Raw genomic sequence first — 13,857 nt, forward strand, 5'->3', positions numbered from 1 at the left:
CACGAAACCCGGGACGCTTCAACGCCGCGGCGTGTTGCGGAACATGACCTCCATCCACGATCGACCCACCAGCGTCGAAGACCGGGCCGAAGTCGGCCATTGGGAAGGTGACCTCATCGTGGGCCAGCGCCCGTCCGCCGTGGCCACCCTCGTCGAACGCTCCACCCGCCTGGTGCGCGTCGTCGCCCTGCCAAACGGGTACAAGGCTGACGCCGTCAGGGACGCTCTCATCGAGAATCTCGCCGACGTGCCGCCGCAGTTTCGTCGGTCGTTGACGTGGGATCGCGGCAGGGAAATGGCCTTCCACGACCAGGTGACGCACGCCCTGGGCATGCAAGTGTTCTTCTGTGACGCCCGTTCGCCATGGCAGCGCGGCACGAACGAAACTCCCCCGCGCGCTTCGCTCCAAGCAGGAGGTGCCCCCAGCGAACCGCCTGCTGCGTCAGTACCTCGCGAAGAACGCCGACCTACGCTCCTTCACCCAGACCGACCTCGACACCATCGCGACGCGCATCAACGAACGGCCCCGCAAGGTCCTCGGCTGGGCCTCATCCCACGACGCCTTCACCGATAGCCTGAACACCATCAATGGTGCGTTGACCGGTTGAATCCGCCATGCTGGGTCGACATGAAACCCGAAGCGGCCGAGCGCATCGTCGAGCAAGTCCGCCGCCATCGCCGTGTCGCGACCGCGACCATCCTTCGAGCGGTGGAGCAGATGGCGGCGGACGGGAGGGACCGCCGAGTGCGGCTGATGCTCGAGCTGCAGGCCCACGGCGCGGAGTGGTTCTCCGACCCGGCCGCGGGCTCTGTGCTGTTCGGCACGTTCTACGACCTTCTCCACGCGGACGGCGCGCGTCTGCCCGAACGACGCTGCGGAGGCTGCGGCACCACGCGCACGCTCACCGAACGCGTCGAGGGACGAGTGAGCTGCCGACGCTGCTACCGGATCGCGCACCATGCCCCCTGCGATGGCTGCGACGACGTCACCAACCTGGAGCGGGTGCTCTCCGACGGGCGGCGACTCTGCCAACGCTGCACGAACAAGCTCCCCGACGAGAACGCCGTCTGCGTGAGCTGCGGCAACCATCGACTGATCGCCTACCGCAGCCCGGAGGGCCCGCTGTGTTCAACGTGTCGGAGCTCCTCCCGGCTGGACACCTGCACGGACTGCGGGGAGCTTGCGCCCTGTTTGTTCCACGGCAGCGAGAAAGCGATCTGCAAACCCTGCTCCGACAAGGCCAGCGTCGACACCTGCACGATCTGCGGGAACGAGCGGCAATGCCGCTGGCCGGGAACCGCGCGCGCCGCCTGCGAGCAGTGCTCCAACCCTCGCCAGCCCTGCGTGAGCTGCGGGGAGGTCCGGCTGCGCCACAAGCGCACCGAAGACGGCTCCGGCTATCTCTGCTGGGCCTGCGTTCCGCCGATCATCGAGACCTGCACAAGCTGCGGAGACGCTCGGATAGTGAACGGCCGGATCGAGGGCCGGCCGTTCTGCCCGCTCTGCTATCCCCGCCAACCGGAGTCGTTCCGCCCCTGCACCAGCTGCGGGACCATCACACGGCTGATCGCGAAGCTCTGCCCCCGTTGCCGAGCCGATCAGATGATCCGGGAGATGGTGCCCGACGAGCTCGCCGCCTCCGATGCACGCATCGCGCATCTGCGAGAGCGGTGGTTCCAGGGTGCTCCGTCGAAGATCGTCTACGCCTTCGAACGCGGCACCGTCGCCTGCACGCTGATCACCCGAGTGCTCACCGCCCCATCCCTGCGCACTCACGCCTACCTCGACCAGGCCGGCTCGGAGTATCAGACCCGAGCGGTTCGGTCCGTGCTCATCGACCACGGGCTGCTCCCACCGCGGGACGAGCTGCTCGCCCGGTTCGAGCTCTGGCTCGACAGCGCACTTGCCGAGATCCCCGACCCGGGTGAACAGCGCACCGTCACCCAATACGCGCGATGGCGACACCTGCGCGCACTGCGCCGCAACACGATGCCGTCCCGATCAGGCCAGCTGTCCTGGCGGCGGCTCGAGATCGCGGGGATCATCGAACTGCTGGAATGGATCCATACCCGCGGAGGTTCTCTCGTGTCCCTCACCCAGGCGGATGTCGATGAATGGCTCACCGGCGGCCGACGCCCGTTCCTGCACCACTTCCTGACCTGGACCGCACGGGCCGGCGCATCCCGACCGCTCACCGCTCCACGCCCGCCATCAGGAGCCTTGAGCCCGCAAGCCATGAGCGACGAGGAACGCTGGCGGCTGCTCGCCGATGTCACCTCCGACCCGTCCATCAACCCGCACACGAAGCTCGCCGCGGGGCTGATGCTCATGTTCGGCGTCCGGGCGGCGAAGATCGTCCAGTTGCGCGCGGAAGACGTCACCGTCACGGACCAGGCCGTGGTCGTTCGCCTCGGCCAGGAACCTCTCGTGCTCCCCGCCGAGCTCGCGCCGGCGGCCGCGGGAGCCGCCAGCAACCGCACCGCGCCTCGCATGTTCGTGGAGAGCATCGAACAGGAGTGGGTCTATCCCGGAACCCGGGCCGGGCATCACATGGCCCCCGACACGCTGAATACCCGGCTCCGCGCTGCCGGCATCCCGCCGCGACTTGCCCGCACCGGCGCGCTGATAGCGCTCGCGCAGGAACTCCCACCCGTCGTTCTCAGCCGGCTGACTGGCCTGGACATCTCCTCCGCGATCGCCTGGTCCAACGCGATCGGCGCGAACAGCACCGCCTACGCCGCCGCGGTCGTCGAGCGCGTCGGCATGCCCCTCCCAGTCGTCCTGCACTGAAATCTGACGATGACGTTTCCAGGGATGTCACGTCGTGAGAATCGGGCGGCACCGATTCTGCTCGGCGGTCAACTCGTCCTGATCGTGGCCGCGCTCTCCTTCGACATAGGCCACGAACAACACCCACGCCGTGTCCGATGATCGGCGTCGGGTGGGAGGGCGTCTGGTGTCCGAGTTCGTCGTTCCGGTCAACCACGTCGTATGACCTTGACGTGCAGGAGCCGCTCAATGCCGCTCGGTCGGCACGCTCGGCCGGTCCCCGGGAGAGTGCGTCGACTGAGGGTCGCAGCAGTCCTCCTCGGTCCTCCGTCCGGAGTTCCGACGGCGTTGATGAAGGAATCCGCTTAGTAGCACGATGAGCACCACGGTGGTAGACAGGCCGGCGATGACGCCGGTGTTGCTTTGGAGCCAGTTCGATATCGTCGCCGAGACAGCGGCGACGTCGGTGCGCCCTGCGGAAGGGGCATCGCCGACGACAACTGGAAACCAGTACCAAGCCAGGTAGACGCCGGTGAGGATCAGGACGGCGGCGGTGACCTTGGGAACGAATCGTGTCAGTGCGGCGATCCGCCTGGACAGCACAGAACCGGCTACGGCGGCGACCACGGCGACAAGCAGCAGGACGGTGGCGGAGCCGGCGGCATAGATGGCGAAGACGAGGAGCAGCCCGACGAAACTGGCTGTCGCCTGGGCCTGGGCGATGACCGCGAGGAGTACGCCGAAGGTGCACGACAGCGAGGCCGCGGCGTAGCCGACGCCGAAGACGACCATGCGCACGGCGCTGGGCAGCCGTTCGATTGCGCGGCCGGGTATGCCGGGAAGCCGGAGGGACATAGAGCGTCCGGCTAGCATCGCCCCGCCGAGCAGCACCAACAGGATCCCGACGGCGAGGCCGAGGGCTGGGGCGGCCTGGATCAGGCCCCGTGCGCCGGCGCTTACCGCGACGCCAGCCAAGGCGAGCGTGCCCGCAAACCCGATCGTCAGCGCGAGGCCAGCCCGTAGGGCGCGCAGCAGGCGCACCGGGGCTGAGGAAGAGGCGGCGTCGCCCAGCGCATGGGTGATCCAGGCCGGGAGCAGCGCGAAGCCGCAGGGATTGACGGGGGCGATCATCCCGGCGGCGAAGGCAAGGGCGAGGAGTCCGCCCATCGCTCAGGCCCCGGCCTTGTGGAGCGCGGAGACGATCGTATCGGCGTCGGGGTCGGTGGCGCGGAAGGTCACCTGTCCGTCACTGTCGACGATGATCAGTGTAGACAGCGCGGCGACCCCGAAGCGCTGGGACAGCGCCGCGCCCTCGTCGATGGCGGCGGGGACATGCACGGCGTCGACGTACTCCATGAACCTCTGAATGGTCTCGGTAGGTTCGCGCGGATCCATGTCGACGGCGAGGAACTGGGCATCGATGCCGGCCTCCTCGGCCGCGGCTGCCGCCTGACCGAGGGATCGGACTCCGCCGACGCATTCGCCGCAGCCGACGGAGAAGAAGAACACCGCGGTGGGCTTCCCGGCGGCGGGCAGGCTGATCCGCTGAGCGTCGATGCTGGTCACCGTCGCGGCGGTGGCAGTCTCGGCAGAGACGGGATCCTTATCAACGGTGCCGCAGGCGGTCAGGATGAGCGAGCCTGCGAGCAGGAGGGTGGCGAGCGAACGACGGGCGCGGGAGCTGATCATTGGTTCTGTTCGCCCTTCGGGTCGGTGCGGTGAGCGGATTCGGTGGGCGGGCAGCAGTCAGGTTCGACACGGCCGCGGCGGGTTCGGCGGCGGACGACGACGAGCAGCACGATCGCGAGGAGCGCAATGCCCACGCCGATCACCCACGGGTTGCCGAGAAGGAGCCCGCCGATGCCAGTAAGCATTCCGCCGGCGATGAGCACGGGCAGCGCGCAGCAGATCGTCATGAGGAGCACGGCACCGGCTCCCAGGAGTAGGCCACCGCCTCGCGTTCGGTCGTCGTGTTTGGAGGTCATAGCGTTCTCGAATCCTTCTGTGTCGCGGGTCAACAGCAGCGGGGACAGTCGTCGGCCACCGGGGTGTCGTCCTGAAGCAGGTCGAGCAGGCTCGTTGTGAGCTCGTTGCCGATCCGGTAGGCCTCGGCCACCGACACCACCTCGGCACCGGGATGCTCAGAGAGCCACCCGGTGGCGTCGTCGACGGAGGCGAAATAGTGCACCTGGTTGCAGAAGGCCGAGCGGATCGAGGTGATCTGCTCCAGGTTCACCAGCGACACCACGGCGCTCGGGGGTGTGACGCCGGTGACACCGGCAACCGGATCGATGGTGACGCGGATCGTCTCTCCGCTGGCCGGGGAGACGGACTCCACGCGCGCTGGGCGATCGAGGAGGGCCGGGAAGATGAGGGTGTCCAGGGCGCACCAGGTGTAGAGCTCCTCACCGTCGACGGTGAACCGGTGCGGTGTAGGGCGCAGCGTGAGGCCCTGGCCGACGATTCGGCCCTGGTCGTCGTACTCGGTGTCCTGCATCGCGGCCAGTCCGAGCCGTACCTCGTCGATCGTGCGGCCCGCAGCCACGGACAGCTGTTGGACGGTGACGGGGTCACCGTCGGCGAGCAGCCGCAGCAGCGGGATGAGCAGGCCGGTCTCTCCCAGTCGGCTGAGCCGCTCGGGCAGTTGCATGCTGAGGTCAGACATCGTGGGTTCCTCCAGTTCGTTCACGCGCAGCACGACAGGAGCGACGGGTCGGTGGTGAAGGCCTTGGCGGCGATCCGGATGCCCTCGGCCATGGTCAGGTAGGGGGCCCAGGCGTCGGCGACCTCGGCGACCGTCTTGCCGAGCACGTGGACCCCGGCGGCGGCGAGCTCGCCGGCGTCCTTGGCGACGGCGGTGATGCCGAGGATCTTCCCGGTGTCGGCGTCCACGACGATCTTGACGAAGCCGCGGGTGTCGCGGTTGACCAGTGCGCGGGGCACGTGGTGCAGGGGCAGGACGCGGCAGTCGCAGCGGATCCCGGCGGCGACGACGTCCTTCTCGGTCATCCCGACCGCGCCGATCGCCGGGCCGGTGAACGTCACCCTCGGCAGTCGGGCGTAGTCCACGGCCCGATCGGCGTCGGCGAACGCGTTCTCGGCGACGAGGGTGCCGTGGTGGGCGGCGACGTAGACGAACTCGGGGTGGCCGGTCACGTCGCCCGCGGCCCAGATCCGCGGGTGGGAGGACTGCATCCGGTCGGAGACGACCACCTCGCCGAGGTCCCCGGTCTTGACCCCGACCCTGTCGAGGCCGAGCCCATCGGTGGCCGGTCGTCGTCCGAGGGCGACGAGCACCTGGTCGGCGCGGAACTCCTCCCGGCCGCCGGCGACGTCCGCGGTGACGACGGCCTGCCCGGTCGCGGCGTCGCGGGACACCCGCGTCGGCAGCGCGCGGCGGACCACCCGGATGCCCTCGTCGGCGAACACCTCCTGCAGCGTCCTGGACACCTCCGGCTCCTCCTTCGACGCGAGCCGGGACCGGACCAGCACGGTGACCTGGGAGCCGAGCCGGGCGAACAGCTGCGCCTGCTCCAGGGCGACGTAGCCGCCGCCGAGCACGAGCAGGGACTCAGGGAGTTCGGTCAGCTCCATCGCCGTGGTCGAGGTCAGGTACCCGGTCTGGTCCAGGCCGTCGATCGGCGGGGCCCACGGCCGAGAGCCGGTCGCGACCAGGTAGTGCCCGGCCTCGATCGTCTCGGTGCTCCCGTCGTCCCCGGCGACCTGGAGGACCGGTGCGTCGGGGGTGCCGGCGAACGCGGCATCGCCGCGGCGGACGGCCCAACCGTAGGAGTCGGCGACGTCGGCGTACTTCTCGCCCCGCAGCGACTCGACCAGCGCCTGCTTCCCGGCGATCAGGGCGGGCATGTCCACTGGCCCCGCCGTCGTCGCGATCCCCGGGAACCGGTCGGCGGTGTCGGCCGCGGAGTGCCGTGCGTCGGCCGCGGCGATCAGGGCCTTCGACGGCACGCAGCCGGTGTTCACGCAGGTGCCACCGAGCGTCCCGCGCTCGATCATCACCACCGACTTGCCGAGCGTGGTCGCGCGGATCGCGGCGGCGAACGCACCACCGCCCGATCCGATGATGGCGAGGTCGTACTTCGTGGGCATCGCAGCTCCCGTCACTTGGGTTTCTCTTCTTTCTCGGCCATACTGGACCTTCCAGTGCAGGGGAAGGTCAAGAAGGCTTCTGCCGAAAGAAAAGGGGGCCTGCGATGCGCATCGGGGAACTCGCCGAGCGGGCGGGAACGACGGCGAAGACGCTGCGGTTCTACGAGGAGCAGGGCCTGCTGCCCCCGGCCGAGCGCACGCCGTCCGGATACCGCGACTACGCGCCCGAGATGGCCGCCCGGATCGACTTCGTCCACCGCGGCCAGGCCGCGGGCCTCACCCTCGCCCAGATCCGCCAGATCCTCGACATCCGCGACGGCGGCGCTGCTCCCTGCGAGCACGTGCGCGATCTCCTCGACGCGCGCTTCGCCGAGATCGGGCAGCAGATCGCCCAGCTCACAGCGCTCCGAGACACCATCGCCGAGCTCAGGCACGACGCCGCGCAGCCCGACCCCGACTCGTGCAGCGCGGACCAGGTCTGCCGGTACCTGTAGCTCACGGAAAATCCTCTCGGCTCTCCCAAGCGACGAGAACGGAAAGTCGTGCAGAATCCCCCGTCCGCCAAATAGCGCCAAATCAAATAACGCGCACTACCAATATGCGCTTGACGCGAGTTGGACCCATTCAGAGTCAGCCATCAGCCGGCCAGGTAATCATCGAGTGCGCGGCGCATGATGGCGGAGGCGCTGGTGTGCTCGTCGTGGACGCGACGGCACACTGCGTCGAGGCAGGCAGTGACGGTTTCGGCGCGCTTGGTGCCAACGGTGTGGGGCCGGCCCACGGAGTTGAGAGTCGCGCCAGGGAAGCCGTCTTCACCGTCGGTGATGGGCTGGTCGTTCATGGTGCCCCACCGGCCATGCTGGTCGGGGCCGGTCGCGGTAACGAAGGTGCGCTCGGCCATTGCGGCTTCCTTTCGGTCGCTTTCAAGGTGGATTTGCGGTGTGCGCGATGGCTTGGACCTCGCTGAATAGGGTGGCCCTGCAGCTTTTCTGCATGTGGTGCGAGGGTAGTGCGTAGGCCGTCCGGAACCCGAACCAGGCCAGGTTCGTGAGGCTGCACCCCGTAGAGGCCCAAAGGGGCTCATCCCAGTCGAGGGTGTAGACGGGGTCTGAACCCGCCGGTCTCGAGCAGGCTCCTGGCGATGTAGTTGGTGAGGTTGCGGAACCCAAGAGCACTGCCGCGGAGGTGTTCGAGGCGGCCGTTGATCGCCTCGGTCGGACCGTTGGACGTGCCGGGGCGGTCGAAGTAGGCGAGCACGTCGTCGGCGCGCTTCCTCAGCGTCCGGCCGAGTGTGGTGAGTTCGACCAGCGCCCTCGGGACACCGCTGCTGATCGAGGCAATCAGGTTGGCCATGAGCTCGCGGCCGTGGTGGCGGTCTTCGTGGCGGTAGGCGGCGATCATCCGCTGGTAGATCCCCCAGGTCGCCTCGACCTCGACATGCTCCTCGGCCCCGAACAACGTGCGGAGTCGAGCGGCCTGCTTGTCGGTCAGCAGCTCGGCGCCGGTGTGCAGGGTCCGCCGCGCGGCATACAGCGGGTCGCCCTTCATCCCGCGGTGGCCGTGGATGGCCTGCTGCACCCGGCGCCGGCACCGGTCGAGCGCGTCCCCGGCGAGGCGGACGACGTGGAACGGATCCATGACCGCCACCGCGTCGGGGAGCTCCTCGGCGGCGGCGGTCTTGAAGCCGGTGAACCCGTCCATCGCGACGACCTCGATCCCGTCGCGCCAGGTGTCGGGTCGGGCGGCGAGCCAGGTCTTGAAGGCCTCCTTCGAGCGACCCTCGACCATGTCCAGCAGCCTGGCGGGGCCGGTCTTGTCGCGGATCGGGGTCAGGTCGATGATCACGGTGACGTACCTGTCGCCGCGCCTGGTGTGCCTCCAGACGTGCTCATCGACGCCGATGACCCTCACGCCGTCGAAGCGGGCCGGGTCGTCGATGAGAACACGTCGGCCTTCAGCAAGCACGGCGTCGTTGGCGGTGTCCCAGGCGACGTCGAGTCCCTCGGCGATCCGGGTGACGGTGAGGTGCTGCACGACCAGCGCTTCGAGCGCCCACCGCAGCCCACGGCGCGAGAGCTTCGACCGCGGCTCGGCCGCACGGGTGGTGTCTTGGCGCCACACGTGCCCGCAGCCGGTGCAGCGGTAGCGACGCACCGCGACCTCCAACACCGTCGGTCGCCACCCCAGCGGCTCGTGCGCGAGCCGACGGATCACGGTGTCCCGAGCAGCGCCTTCGGCGCCGCAGCGTCGACACCACTCGTCCGGGGTCAGGACTCTGCAGGCGAGCACCGCGCGGTCGGGCTCGAGGCGCTGGCCGGTCACGACGAGGTCGAGTTCGTCGAGTCGGCAGAACGTTGTCAGGTCCGGGCGAGCGAAGCGGGCCCGAGCGGTAGCGACAGGCAACGACGTCAGACCTCCGGATGTCAGGCGTGGAACGTCATCTTCCGAAGACCTCGACCACGATCTAGCCACCGTCGCGCCGGAGTCGCTTCGATCAACGAGTACACCTCATCAGAAGCCCGTTGCCAAGGCCTTGCTCCGTTGTGAGCGACGACGTCGTGGGGATGGGGATCTCAGTCAGTGCAGGGCGCCGAGCTCGACGAGAAGAACGCCGGCGATGATGAGTGCGATGCCGCCCATCATGAGCGCGGTGAGCGGCTCCTTGAAGAGGGCTTTGGACGCGACGGCCGTTAGGGCAACTCCGGACGCTGCCCAGATGCCGTAAGCGACACCGAGGCCCAGGCCCTCATTAAGGGCGAGGGTGAGAAACGCGAAGGCCAGGAGGTAGCCGCCGGCGACGGCGGCGTAGTAGGCGCGGACGCCAGTAGCTGCCATGCGCAGCGAGAGGGTAGCGCTGACCTCGGCAATGATGGCTCCGAGGAGGAACAGGTAAGCCATCAGGTGGCTTCTTCGAGGTTCTTGACCGCGTGCTGGGAGCCGAGTTCGACGGTGAGGACGCCGGCAATGATGAGGACGATGCCGACGCCCATGAGTGCGGTGAGGGTTTCATCGAAGATCAGCGACGACATCACGGCGGTGGTGGCGACACCGAGGGCGCCCCAAATGCCGTAGGCGACGCCCAGCGCCATGCCCTGACGCAGAACGAGGGCGAGGAGAATGAACGAGGCGATGTAGCCAGCCGCGACGAGCACGTACAGTCCGGGTCGATCGAGTGCTCCCTTCAGCGACAGCGAACCGGTGACCTCGCTGAGGATGGACCCCGCGAGCAGTAGCCACTTGGTCATGAGTTCTCCTGGATGAGGTGGTGTGCGAGTGCTCGAATGGCGTCGGTGTCCTCGTCGGATAGGGCGATGCCGTTGCCGGCGGTGTTGAGCCAGATGCCGTCGGCCAAGAGTCGGACGCCGTGGAGGCGGGCCCGCTGGTCGGCCGGAAGGGTCTCGGGGACGTCGACCCAGGCCCCCATGCGGCTGTTCCATCGCTCGGTGAGCGGCTCGCGCAGGCGGGGGTCGGTGAACATGACCAGGTCGCCGTAGTCGAACGGCCCGTCGCAAGCCCAGTCAACGTAGGCGGCGAGGCGTTCGCTGATCGTGGGTACGTTTGGGTTGGTGGTAGCCAGGCGGGCGGCCAGATCCCGCTCGTAGCCGTCGAGGAGGTGGTCGATGACGGCGGTCATCAGTGCTTCCTTGGTTGGGAAGTGGTACATCAGGCCAGCCTTAGTGATTCCTGCAGCGCGAGCTGCGGACACCAGGGAGACAGAGGCGCCAGTGCGGGCCCACGCAAGAGTGCTGGCGAGAACGCCGCCTCGCGCCGACGGTCGGTGGGCAGGTGCACTAGTACTCATATCGACAACTCTACCTACCGGTAGGGTAAGTAACAAACTCATGGTGAGCTGGGCCTCCCGAGCTGAGCGTCAGCATGCTAAGAGCGTGACCGCCCGGCACCTACGACGCCCCGGCCAAGGCGATCAACGGATGACTCGAACACCTCTGTGACTTCCGCGCGTGGGTTCCGAAACCTCATCAACTATCGCTAGGCCACTACTCAAAGCCGGCGACTTCCAGACCGCGACTACACCCTCGATTGGGATGAGCCGGTTAACTCCCGGCTGGGTAACGACGCTACGCAGCCATCACCCATCGAATCGCTGCTGTGCCAACGCGCCCCAGGCGCTCATCACCCGGCCGCGAATGCAGCTGCAGTTCGCTTCGCGCCCAAGACGGAAGAACCGCGACCGCGCCACGTACAAGGAGCGAGTAACCCGGCCGCGCACCGCGTGGAAGAGGCGGGTCGCGCAGGAGGAAGTGTTGAGCATCGAGGCAGTCCCTCGTCGCGTGCAGCGCAGGCCGGTACGTCGCCAGCTGCTCGAGCATGGCGACCATCGTTGTCGGGGCGTGCGTCACCCCGAGCAGCTGCGCCGAGTGGCGTGCCTGGTCGACGTAGGTGTCGTACTGCGCGGCATCGAGGTGTACGTGTCCATACAGCTGGTGGGCGCGCGCGAAGCAGAACGTCTCGGCGACGTGCACCCACCGCAGCAGGTCCGGGCCGCCCGCGCGGTAGGGGGTGGCTTCGAACGTGCCCGTGACGGTCTCGTGGATGCGTCGCACCGCGGCGATCATGGCTTCGGCGTGTTCGATCGTGCCGAACGACGTCGTCGCGATGTAGTGGCTGGTGCGCTGCAACCGACCCCACGGGTCGGATCGGTAGCCGCTGTGCTGGGCGACGCCGGCCATCGCAAGCGGATGCAACGACTGCAGCAGCAAGGACGCGAGGCCCCCGATGAACATGGAGGCGTCGGCGTGCACGATCCACAACGGGTCGTTCTCGTCGAACCAGCGAGGCCCGGGCGAGTCCCAGATGCGGGCGCGCGCCCGCTCCGCGTCGGGCCCGGCCACACCGTCACGCAGCTTCAGCGACAACTGGCGCCGAAGAGCAAAAACCGCATCCATGCGCCCATCGTGCCAGGCCCCCACCACACCCACGGACGGCACGTACACGCTCGCACGACACGCTGCTTCCCAGCCGTCGGCTGCGAACGCGCCGCCCCGCATGCCTCCGGCCCCCCGGTCGCTCAGCACCAACATGACGACTCGAGCGCTGACAAACCAAGGACCATACGATGCCGATGTACGACCTGAGGTCGGCTCTGCAGGACGATCCGGTGGCAGGCGATGAATGAGGCCCTGGGCAAGAAAACCTGGCGTCTTCGTGGGCCAGGCTGGAGTGCGCTGCGCGTGTTAGGGCGAAGGCGCGTCGGATCGTATCTGTACGTCCCCTATTGTCCGGTCTGTGCGAGCCAAGCGGCCCTGACGGAGGCGGTGCGTGCTACCGCCGGTCACCGCCATCCAAGAATGACGTACCCGCGCGGCAAGATGGAAGCCATGAACCTCACCCACCCCGAAACCACGCACGACGTCGTCATTATCGGCGCGGGCAACGCCGGCATCGCGCTGGCCGCTCGGCTACGTCGTGACAATCCCGATCTGGACATCGCCATCGTCAACCCCGAAGGGCTGCACACCTATCGCCCGCTGCTTTCCTACGTTGGTGCAGGGCTTGCGACGCTGCGCAGGGCGCAACGGCCTCAAAGCAAGCAGATCCCTGCGGGATGCACTTGGTATCGCGAATCGGTCGTCGAGTTGACCCCCGCTCCAGTCTCAGGCGAGGTGGACGCGACAAGCGCGCATCAGGTGCACACAGATGCCGGACGGCGTATCAGCGCCACCGACGTCGTCGTGTGCCCCGGCACCCACATTGACTGGGACGCCACCCCCGGACTGCGTCAGGCATGCGCTTCACCTCACGCCTCGACGAACTACGAGCCGAGCATGGCCAGCGCAACATGGGACATGCTCAAGAACCTGCGCCAGGGCAACGCGGTGTTCACCATCTCGAGCCGCAACGCACCCTGCCCGTCCGTTGGCCTAAAGCCACTGTTTCTCGCCGCGGACCACTGGCGCCGCGAAGGACGCCTGGAGAACATCACGATGACCGTGCTCAACGAGAACAGCGACTTCACCGGCCTACCCCGCGCGAACAACGAGATCGACTCCCGCCTGCGACACCTCGGTGTCCACGTGCGTTCCGGTATCACCGTTGAATCTATCGACGCTGACTCGCGCCACGTCACCACGCGCGACGTCGACGGCAACGCTACTCATTGGCCCTTCGACGCGTTGCACGTCGTACCAGCCCACCGTGGCCACGACTGGGTCGCCGACGCGGGTATCGCTCGACCCGGGACAGGCCTGATTGACGTCGACGAGCGCACCCTGCATCACCGGCGAAACGACGGGATTTGGTCACTAGGGGACGCCGCGCAACTCGGTACCGCCTCCTCTGGTGGCGGTCTACGACGCCAGGTCCCCGTCCTCAGTGACAACCTCATCGCACGCCGCAACGGCAAACCCCTCGCGGCCCGCTATGACGGGTACAGCGTCGCACCAATCCCGATCGATCGTCGCCGCCTCATCTTGGCAGAGTGGGACCGTCAGGGCCACGAGGAAAAGACCCTGTCATTCATCTCTCTGGCGCGGCCCAGAATGGCCACTTTCGCCTTCGACCTCTTCGCCCAACCGCTGGTCTACTGGCATCGCCTCCTGAAGGGGAAATGATCCAGGCAAGAGCGGGTCAAGCGCCTCGGTCGAGACCATCAGCGAGTAGGTATCGAGCGTGCCTGGTTGCGATCGGCAGCGCGGCAGTCAGTGCCACAGCGGGAACCGACACGGCATTGGCCTGCTGCTTATAGAACCCGCAAGTTGCATTCTCGCCCCGCCGATAGCTGAGCGGCAGGGGTCGTCTCTGAAGCGTCCCGGGTTTCGTGCCGCTCCTATGCGGGTGCCAACTCTCGGTTGAGGTTGGCGTAGTAGGCGGTCTCGTACTCGGCCGGGGTGGTCATGGCCAGAGACGAGTGGAGCCTTCGGTTGTTGTACCACTCGACCCATCCGGCGGTGGCGTACTCGACGTCGGCGATGCTCTTGTGCGGCCGGTGGTGGAAGCTCGTGCCGGTGCAGCACTCG

Annotated in this window: 17 protein-coding genes; 4 read left to right on the forward strand and 13 right to left on the reverse strand. The window is 67.8% G+C overall.

What is annotated here, in order from left to right; all coding sequences use genetic code 11:
* Positions 1–337 (reverse strand): hypothetical protein (locus J4Z35_RS14545; RefSeq protein WP_243755011.1); only part of this gene is annotated, 337 nt, incomplete at its 3' end.
* Between the two features lie 10 nt (positions 338–347).
* Between J4Z35_RS14545 and J4Z35_RS14550 the strand changes: the two genes are divergently transcribed.
* Both J4Z35_RS14550 and J4Z35_RS10380 read left to right on the forward strand, forming a co-directional pair.
* Positions 348–608, forward strand: coding sequence for a hypothetical protein (locus J4Z35_RS14550; protein WP_243755012.1), 261 nt, complete (start codon positions 348–350; stop codon positions 606–608).
* 20 nt (positions 609–628) lie between these two features.
* Positions 629–2,791: a hypothetical protein gene (locus J4Z35_RS10380; RefSeq protein ID WP_006947559.1), complete on the forward strand. Its 2,163-nt coding sequence runs from the start codon at positions 629–631 to the stop codon at positions 2,789–2,791.
* A 225-nt stretch (positions 2,792–3,016) separates the two neighbouring features.
* Here J4Z35_RS10380 and J4Z35_RS10385 read toward each other — a convergent pair whose 3' ends face one another.
* The 5 genes from J4Z35_RS10385 to merA are packed head-to-tail and all read right to left on the reverse strand — an operon-like array spanning position 3,017 to position 6,880.
* Positions 3,017–3,937 carry a cytochrome c biogenesis protein CcdA gene (locus J4Z35_RS10385; RefSeq protein ID WP_006947554.1) on the reverse strand — a complete coding sequence of 307 codons (921 nt, stop codon included), beginning with the start codon at positions 3,935–3,937 and terminating at the stop codon, positions 3,017–3,019.
* Positions 3,938–3,940: 3 nt separating this feature from the next.
* Positions 3,941–4,459 carry a redoxin family protein gene (locus J4Z35_RS10390; RefSeq protein ID WP_006947551.1) on the reverse strand — a complete coding sequence of 173 codons (519 nt, stop codon included), beginning with the start codon at positions 4,457–4,459 and terminating at the stop codon, positions 3,941–3,943.
* Positions 4,456–4,755: a hypothetical protein gene (locus J4Z35_RS10395; protein WP_006947549.1), complete on the reverse strand. Its 300-nt coding sequence runs from the start codon at positions 4,753–4,755 to the stop codon at positions 4,456–4,458. Before J4Z35_RS10395 ends, J4Z35_RS10390 begins: the two co-directional genes overlap by 4 nt.
* 29 nt (positions 4,756–4,784) lie before the next feature.
* Positions 4,785–5,468, reverse strand: coding sequence for an organomercurial lyase MerB (gene merB / locus J4Z35_RS10400; protein ID WP_015780448.1), 684 nt, complete (start codon positions 5,466–5,468; stop codon positions 4,785–4,787).
* Positions 5,456–6,880, reverse strand: a complete 1,425-nt coding sequence (gene merA, locus J4Z35_RS10405) for a mercury(II) reductase (RefSeq protein ID WP_006947556.1) — start codon at positions 6,878–6,880, stop codon at positions 5,456–5,458. Before merA ends, merB begins: the two co-directional genes overlap by 13 nt.
* Before the next feature lie 104 nt (positions 6,881–6,984).
* On the opposite strand from merA, the gene J4Z35_RS10410 reads away from it, so the two are divergent.
* Positions 6,985–7,374 (forward strand): heavy metal-responsive transcriptional regulator, encoded by a 390-nt coding sequence (locus J4Z35_RS10410; protein WP_208065570.1) that lies wholly within the window; start codon positions 6,985–6,987, stop codon positions 7,372–7,374.
* Between the two features lie 143 nt (positions 7,375–7,517).
* Here the strand turns inward: J4Z35_RS10410 and J4Z35_RS10415 are convergent, their stop codons facing one another.
* From J4Z35_RS10415 to J4Z35_RS10440, 6 genes are all read right to left on the reverse strand, one after another.
* A complete protein-coding gene (locus J4Z35_RS10415) occupies positions 7,518–7,781 on the reverse strand; it encodes a hypothetical protein (protein WP_040015181.1) in 264 nt (87 codons plus the stop codon).
* Between the two features lie 179 nt (positions 7,782–7,960).
* Positions 7,961–9,283 carry an ISL3 family transposase gene (locus J4Z35_RS10420; RefSeq protein WP_038567594.1) on the reverse strand — a complete coding sequence of 441 codons (1,323 nt, stop codon included), beginning with the start codon at positions 9,281–9,283 and terminating at the stop codon, positions 7,961–7,963.
* 174 nt (positions 9,284–9,457) lie between these two features.
* Entirely contained in the window at positions 9,458–9,778 is a 321-nt protein-coding gene (locus J4Z35_RS10425; RefSeq protein WP_006947550.1) for an SMR family transporter, read from the reverse strand.
* Positions 9,778–10,125 (reverse strand): SMR family transporter, encoded by a 348-nt coding sequence (locus J4Z35_RS10430; RefSeq protein ID WP_038567597.1) that lies wholly within the window; start codon positions 10,123–10,125, stop codon positions 9,778–9,780. The genes J4Z35_RS10425 and J4Z35_RS10430 overlap by 1 nt, the downstream gene beginning before the upstream one ends.
* Entirely contained in the window at positions 10,122–10,544 is a 423-nt protein-coding gene (locus tag J4Z35_RS10435; protein ID WP_160126279.1) for a TetR/AcrR family transcriptional regulator, read from the reverse strand. Before J4Z35_RS10435 ends, J4Z35_RS10430 begins: the two co-directional genes overlap by 4 nt.
* A gap of 415 nt (positions 10,545–10,959) precedes the next feature.
* Positions 10,960–11,787 carry an oxygenase MpaB family protein gene (locus J4Z35_RS10440; protein ID WP_074041253.1) on the reverse strand — a complete coding sequence of 276 codons (828 nt, stop codon included), beginning with the start codon at positions 11,785–11,787 and terminating at the stop codon, positions 10,960–10,962.
* Positions 11,788–12,219: 432 nt separating this feature from the next.
* Between J4Z35_RS10440 and J4Z35_RS10445 the strand changes: the two genes are divergently transcribed.
* On the forward strand, positions 12,220–13,452 hold the full coding sequence (locus J4Z35_RS10445; RefSeq protein WP_208065571.1) for an FAD/NAD(P)-binding oxidoreductase: 1,233 nt from the start codon (positions 12,220–12,222) through the stop codon (positions 13,450–13,452).
* A 215-nt stretch (positions 13,453–13,667) separates the two neighbouring features.
* On the opposite strand, the gene J4Z35_RS10450 is transcribed toward J4Z35_RS10445, so the two are convergent.
* Positions 13,668–13,857 (reverse strand): integrase core domain-containing protein (locus J4Z35_RS10450; RefSeq protein WP_208065572.1); only part of this gene is annotated, 190 nt, incomplete at its 5' end.

This window comes from Dermacoccus sp. NHGro5 (genome assembly GCF_017565385.1).
Taxonomy (GTDB): Bacteria; Actinomycetota; Actinomycetes; order Actinomycetales; family Dermatophilaceae; genus Dermacoccus; species Dermacoccus nishinomiyaensis.

What these genes read in the sequence shown, in the direction of transcription:
- J4Z35_RS10380 (WP_006947559.1), top strand. Translation starts at nt 629, where the DNA reads ATGAAACCCGAAGCGGCCGAGCGCATCGTCGAGCAAGTCCGCCGCCAT.
- J4Z35_RS10385 (WP_006947554.1), bottom strand. Translation starts at nt 3,937, where the DNA reads ATGGGCGGACTCCTCGCCCTTGCCTTCGCCGCCGGGATGATCGCCCCC.
- J4Z35_RS10390 (WP_006947551.1), bottom strand. Translation starts at nt 4,459, where the DNA reads ATGATCAGCTCCCGCGCCCGTCGTTCGCTCGCCACCCTCCTGCTCGCA.
- J4Z35_RS10395 (WP_006947549.1), bottom strand. Translation starts at nt 4,755, where the DNA reads ATGACCTCCAAACACGACGACCGAACGCGAGGCGGTGGCCTACTCCTG.
- merA (WP_006947556.1), bottom strand. Translation starts at nt 6,880, where the DNA reads ATGCCCACGAAGTACGACCTCGCCATCATCGGATCGGGCGGTGGTGCG.
- J4Z35_RS10410 (WP_208065570.1), top strand. Translation starts at nt 6,985, where the DNA reads ATGCGCATCGGGGAACTCGCCGAGCGGGCGGGAACGACGGCGAAGACG.
- J4Z35_RS10415 (WP_040015181.1), bottom strand. Translation starts at nt 7,781, where the DNA reads ATGGCCGAGCGCACCTTCGTTACCGCGACCGGCCCCGACCAGCATGGC.
- J4Z35_RS10425 (WP_006947550.1), bottom strand. Translation starts at nt 9,778, where the DNA reads ATGGCTTACCTGTTCCTCCTCGGAGCCATCATTGCCGAGGTCAGCGCT.
- J4Z35_RS10430 (WP_038567597.1), bottom strand. Translation starts at nt 10,125, where the DNA reads ATGACCAAGTGGCTACTGCTCGCGGGGTCCATCCTCAGCGAGGTCACC.
- J4Z35_RS10435 (WP_160126279.1), bottom strand. Translation starts at nt 10,544, where the DNA reads ATGTACCACTTCCCAACCAAGGAAGCACTGATGACCGCCGTCATCGAC.
- J4Z35_RS10440 (WP_074041253.1), bottom strand. Translation starts at nt 11,787, where the DNA reads ATGGATGCGGTTTTTGCTCTTCGGCGCCAGTTGTCGCTGAAGCTGCGT.
- J4Z35_RS10445 (WP_208065571.1), top strand. Translation starts at nt 12,220, where the DNA reads ATGAACCTCACCCACCCCGAAACCACGCACGACGTCGTCATTATCGGC.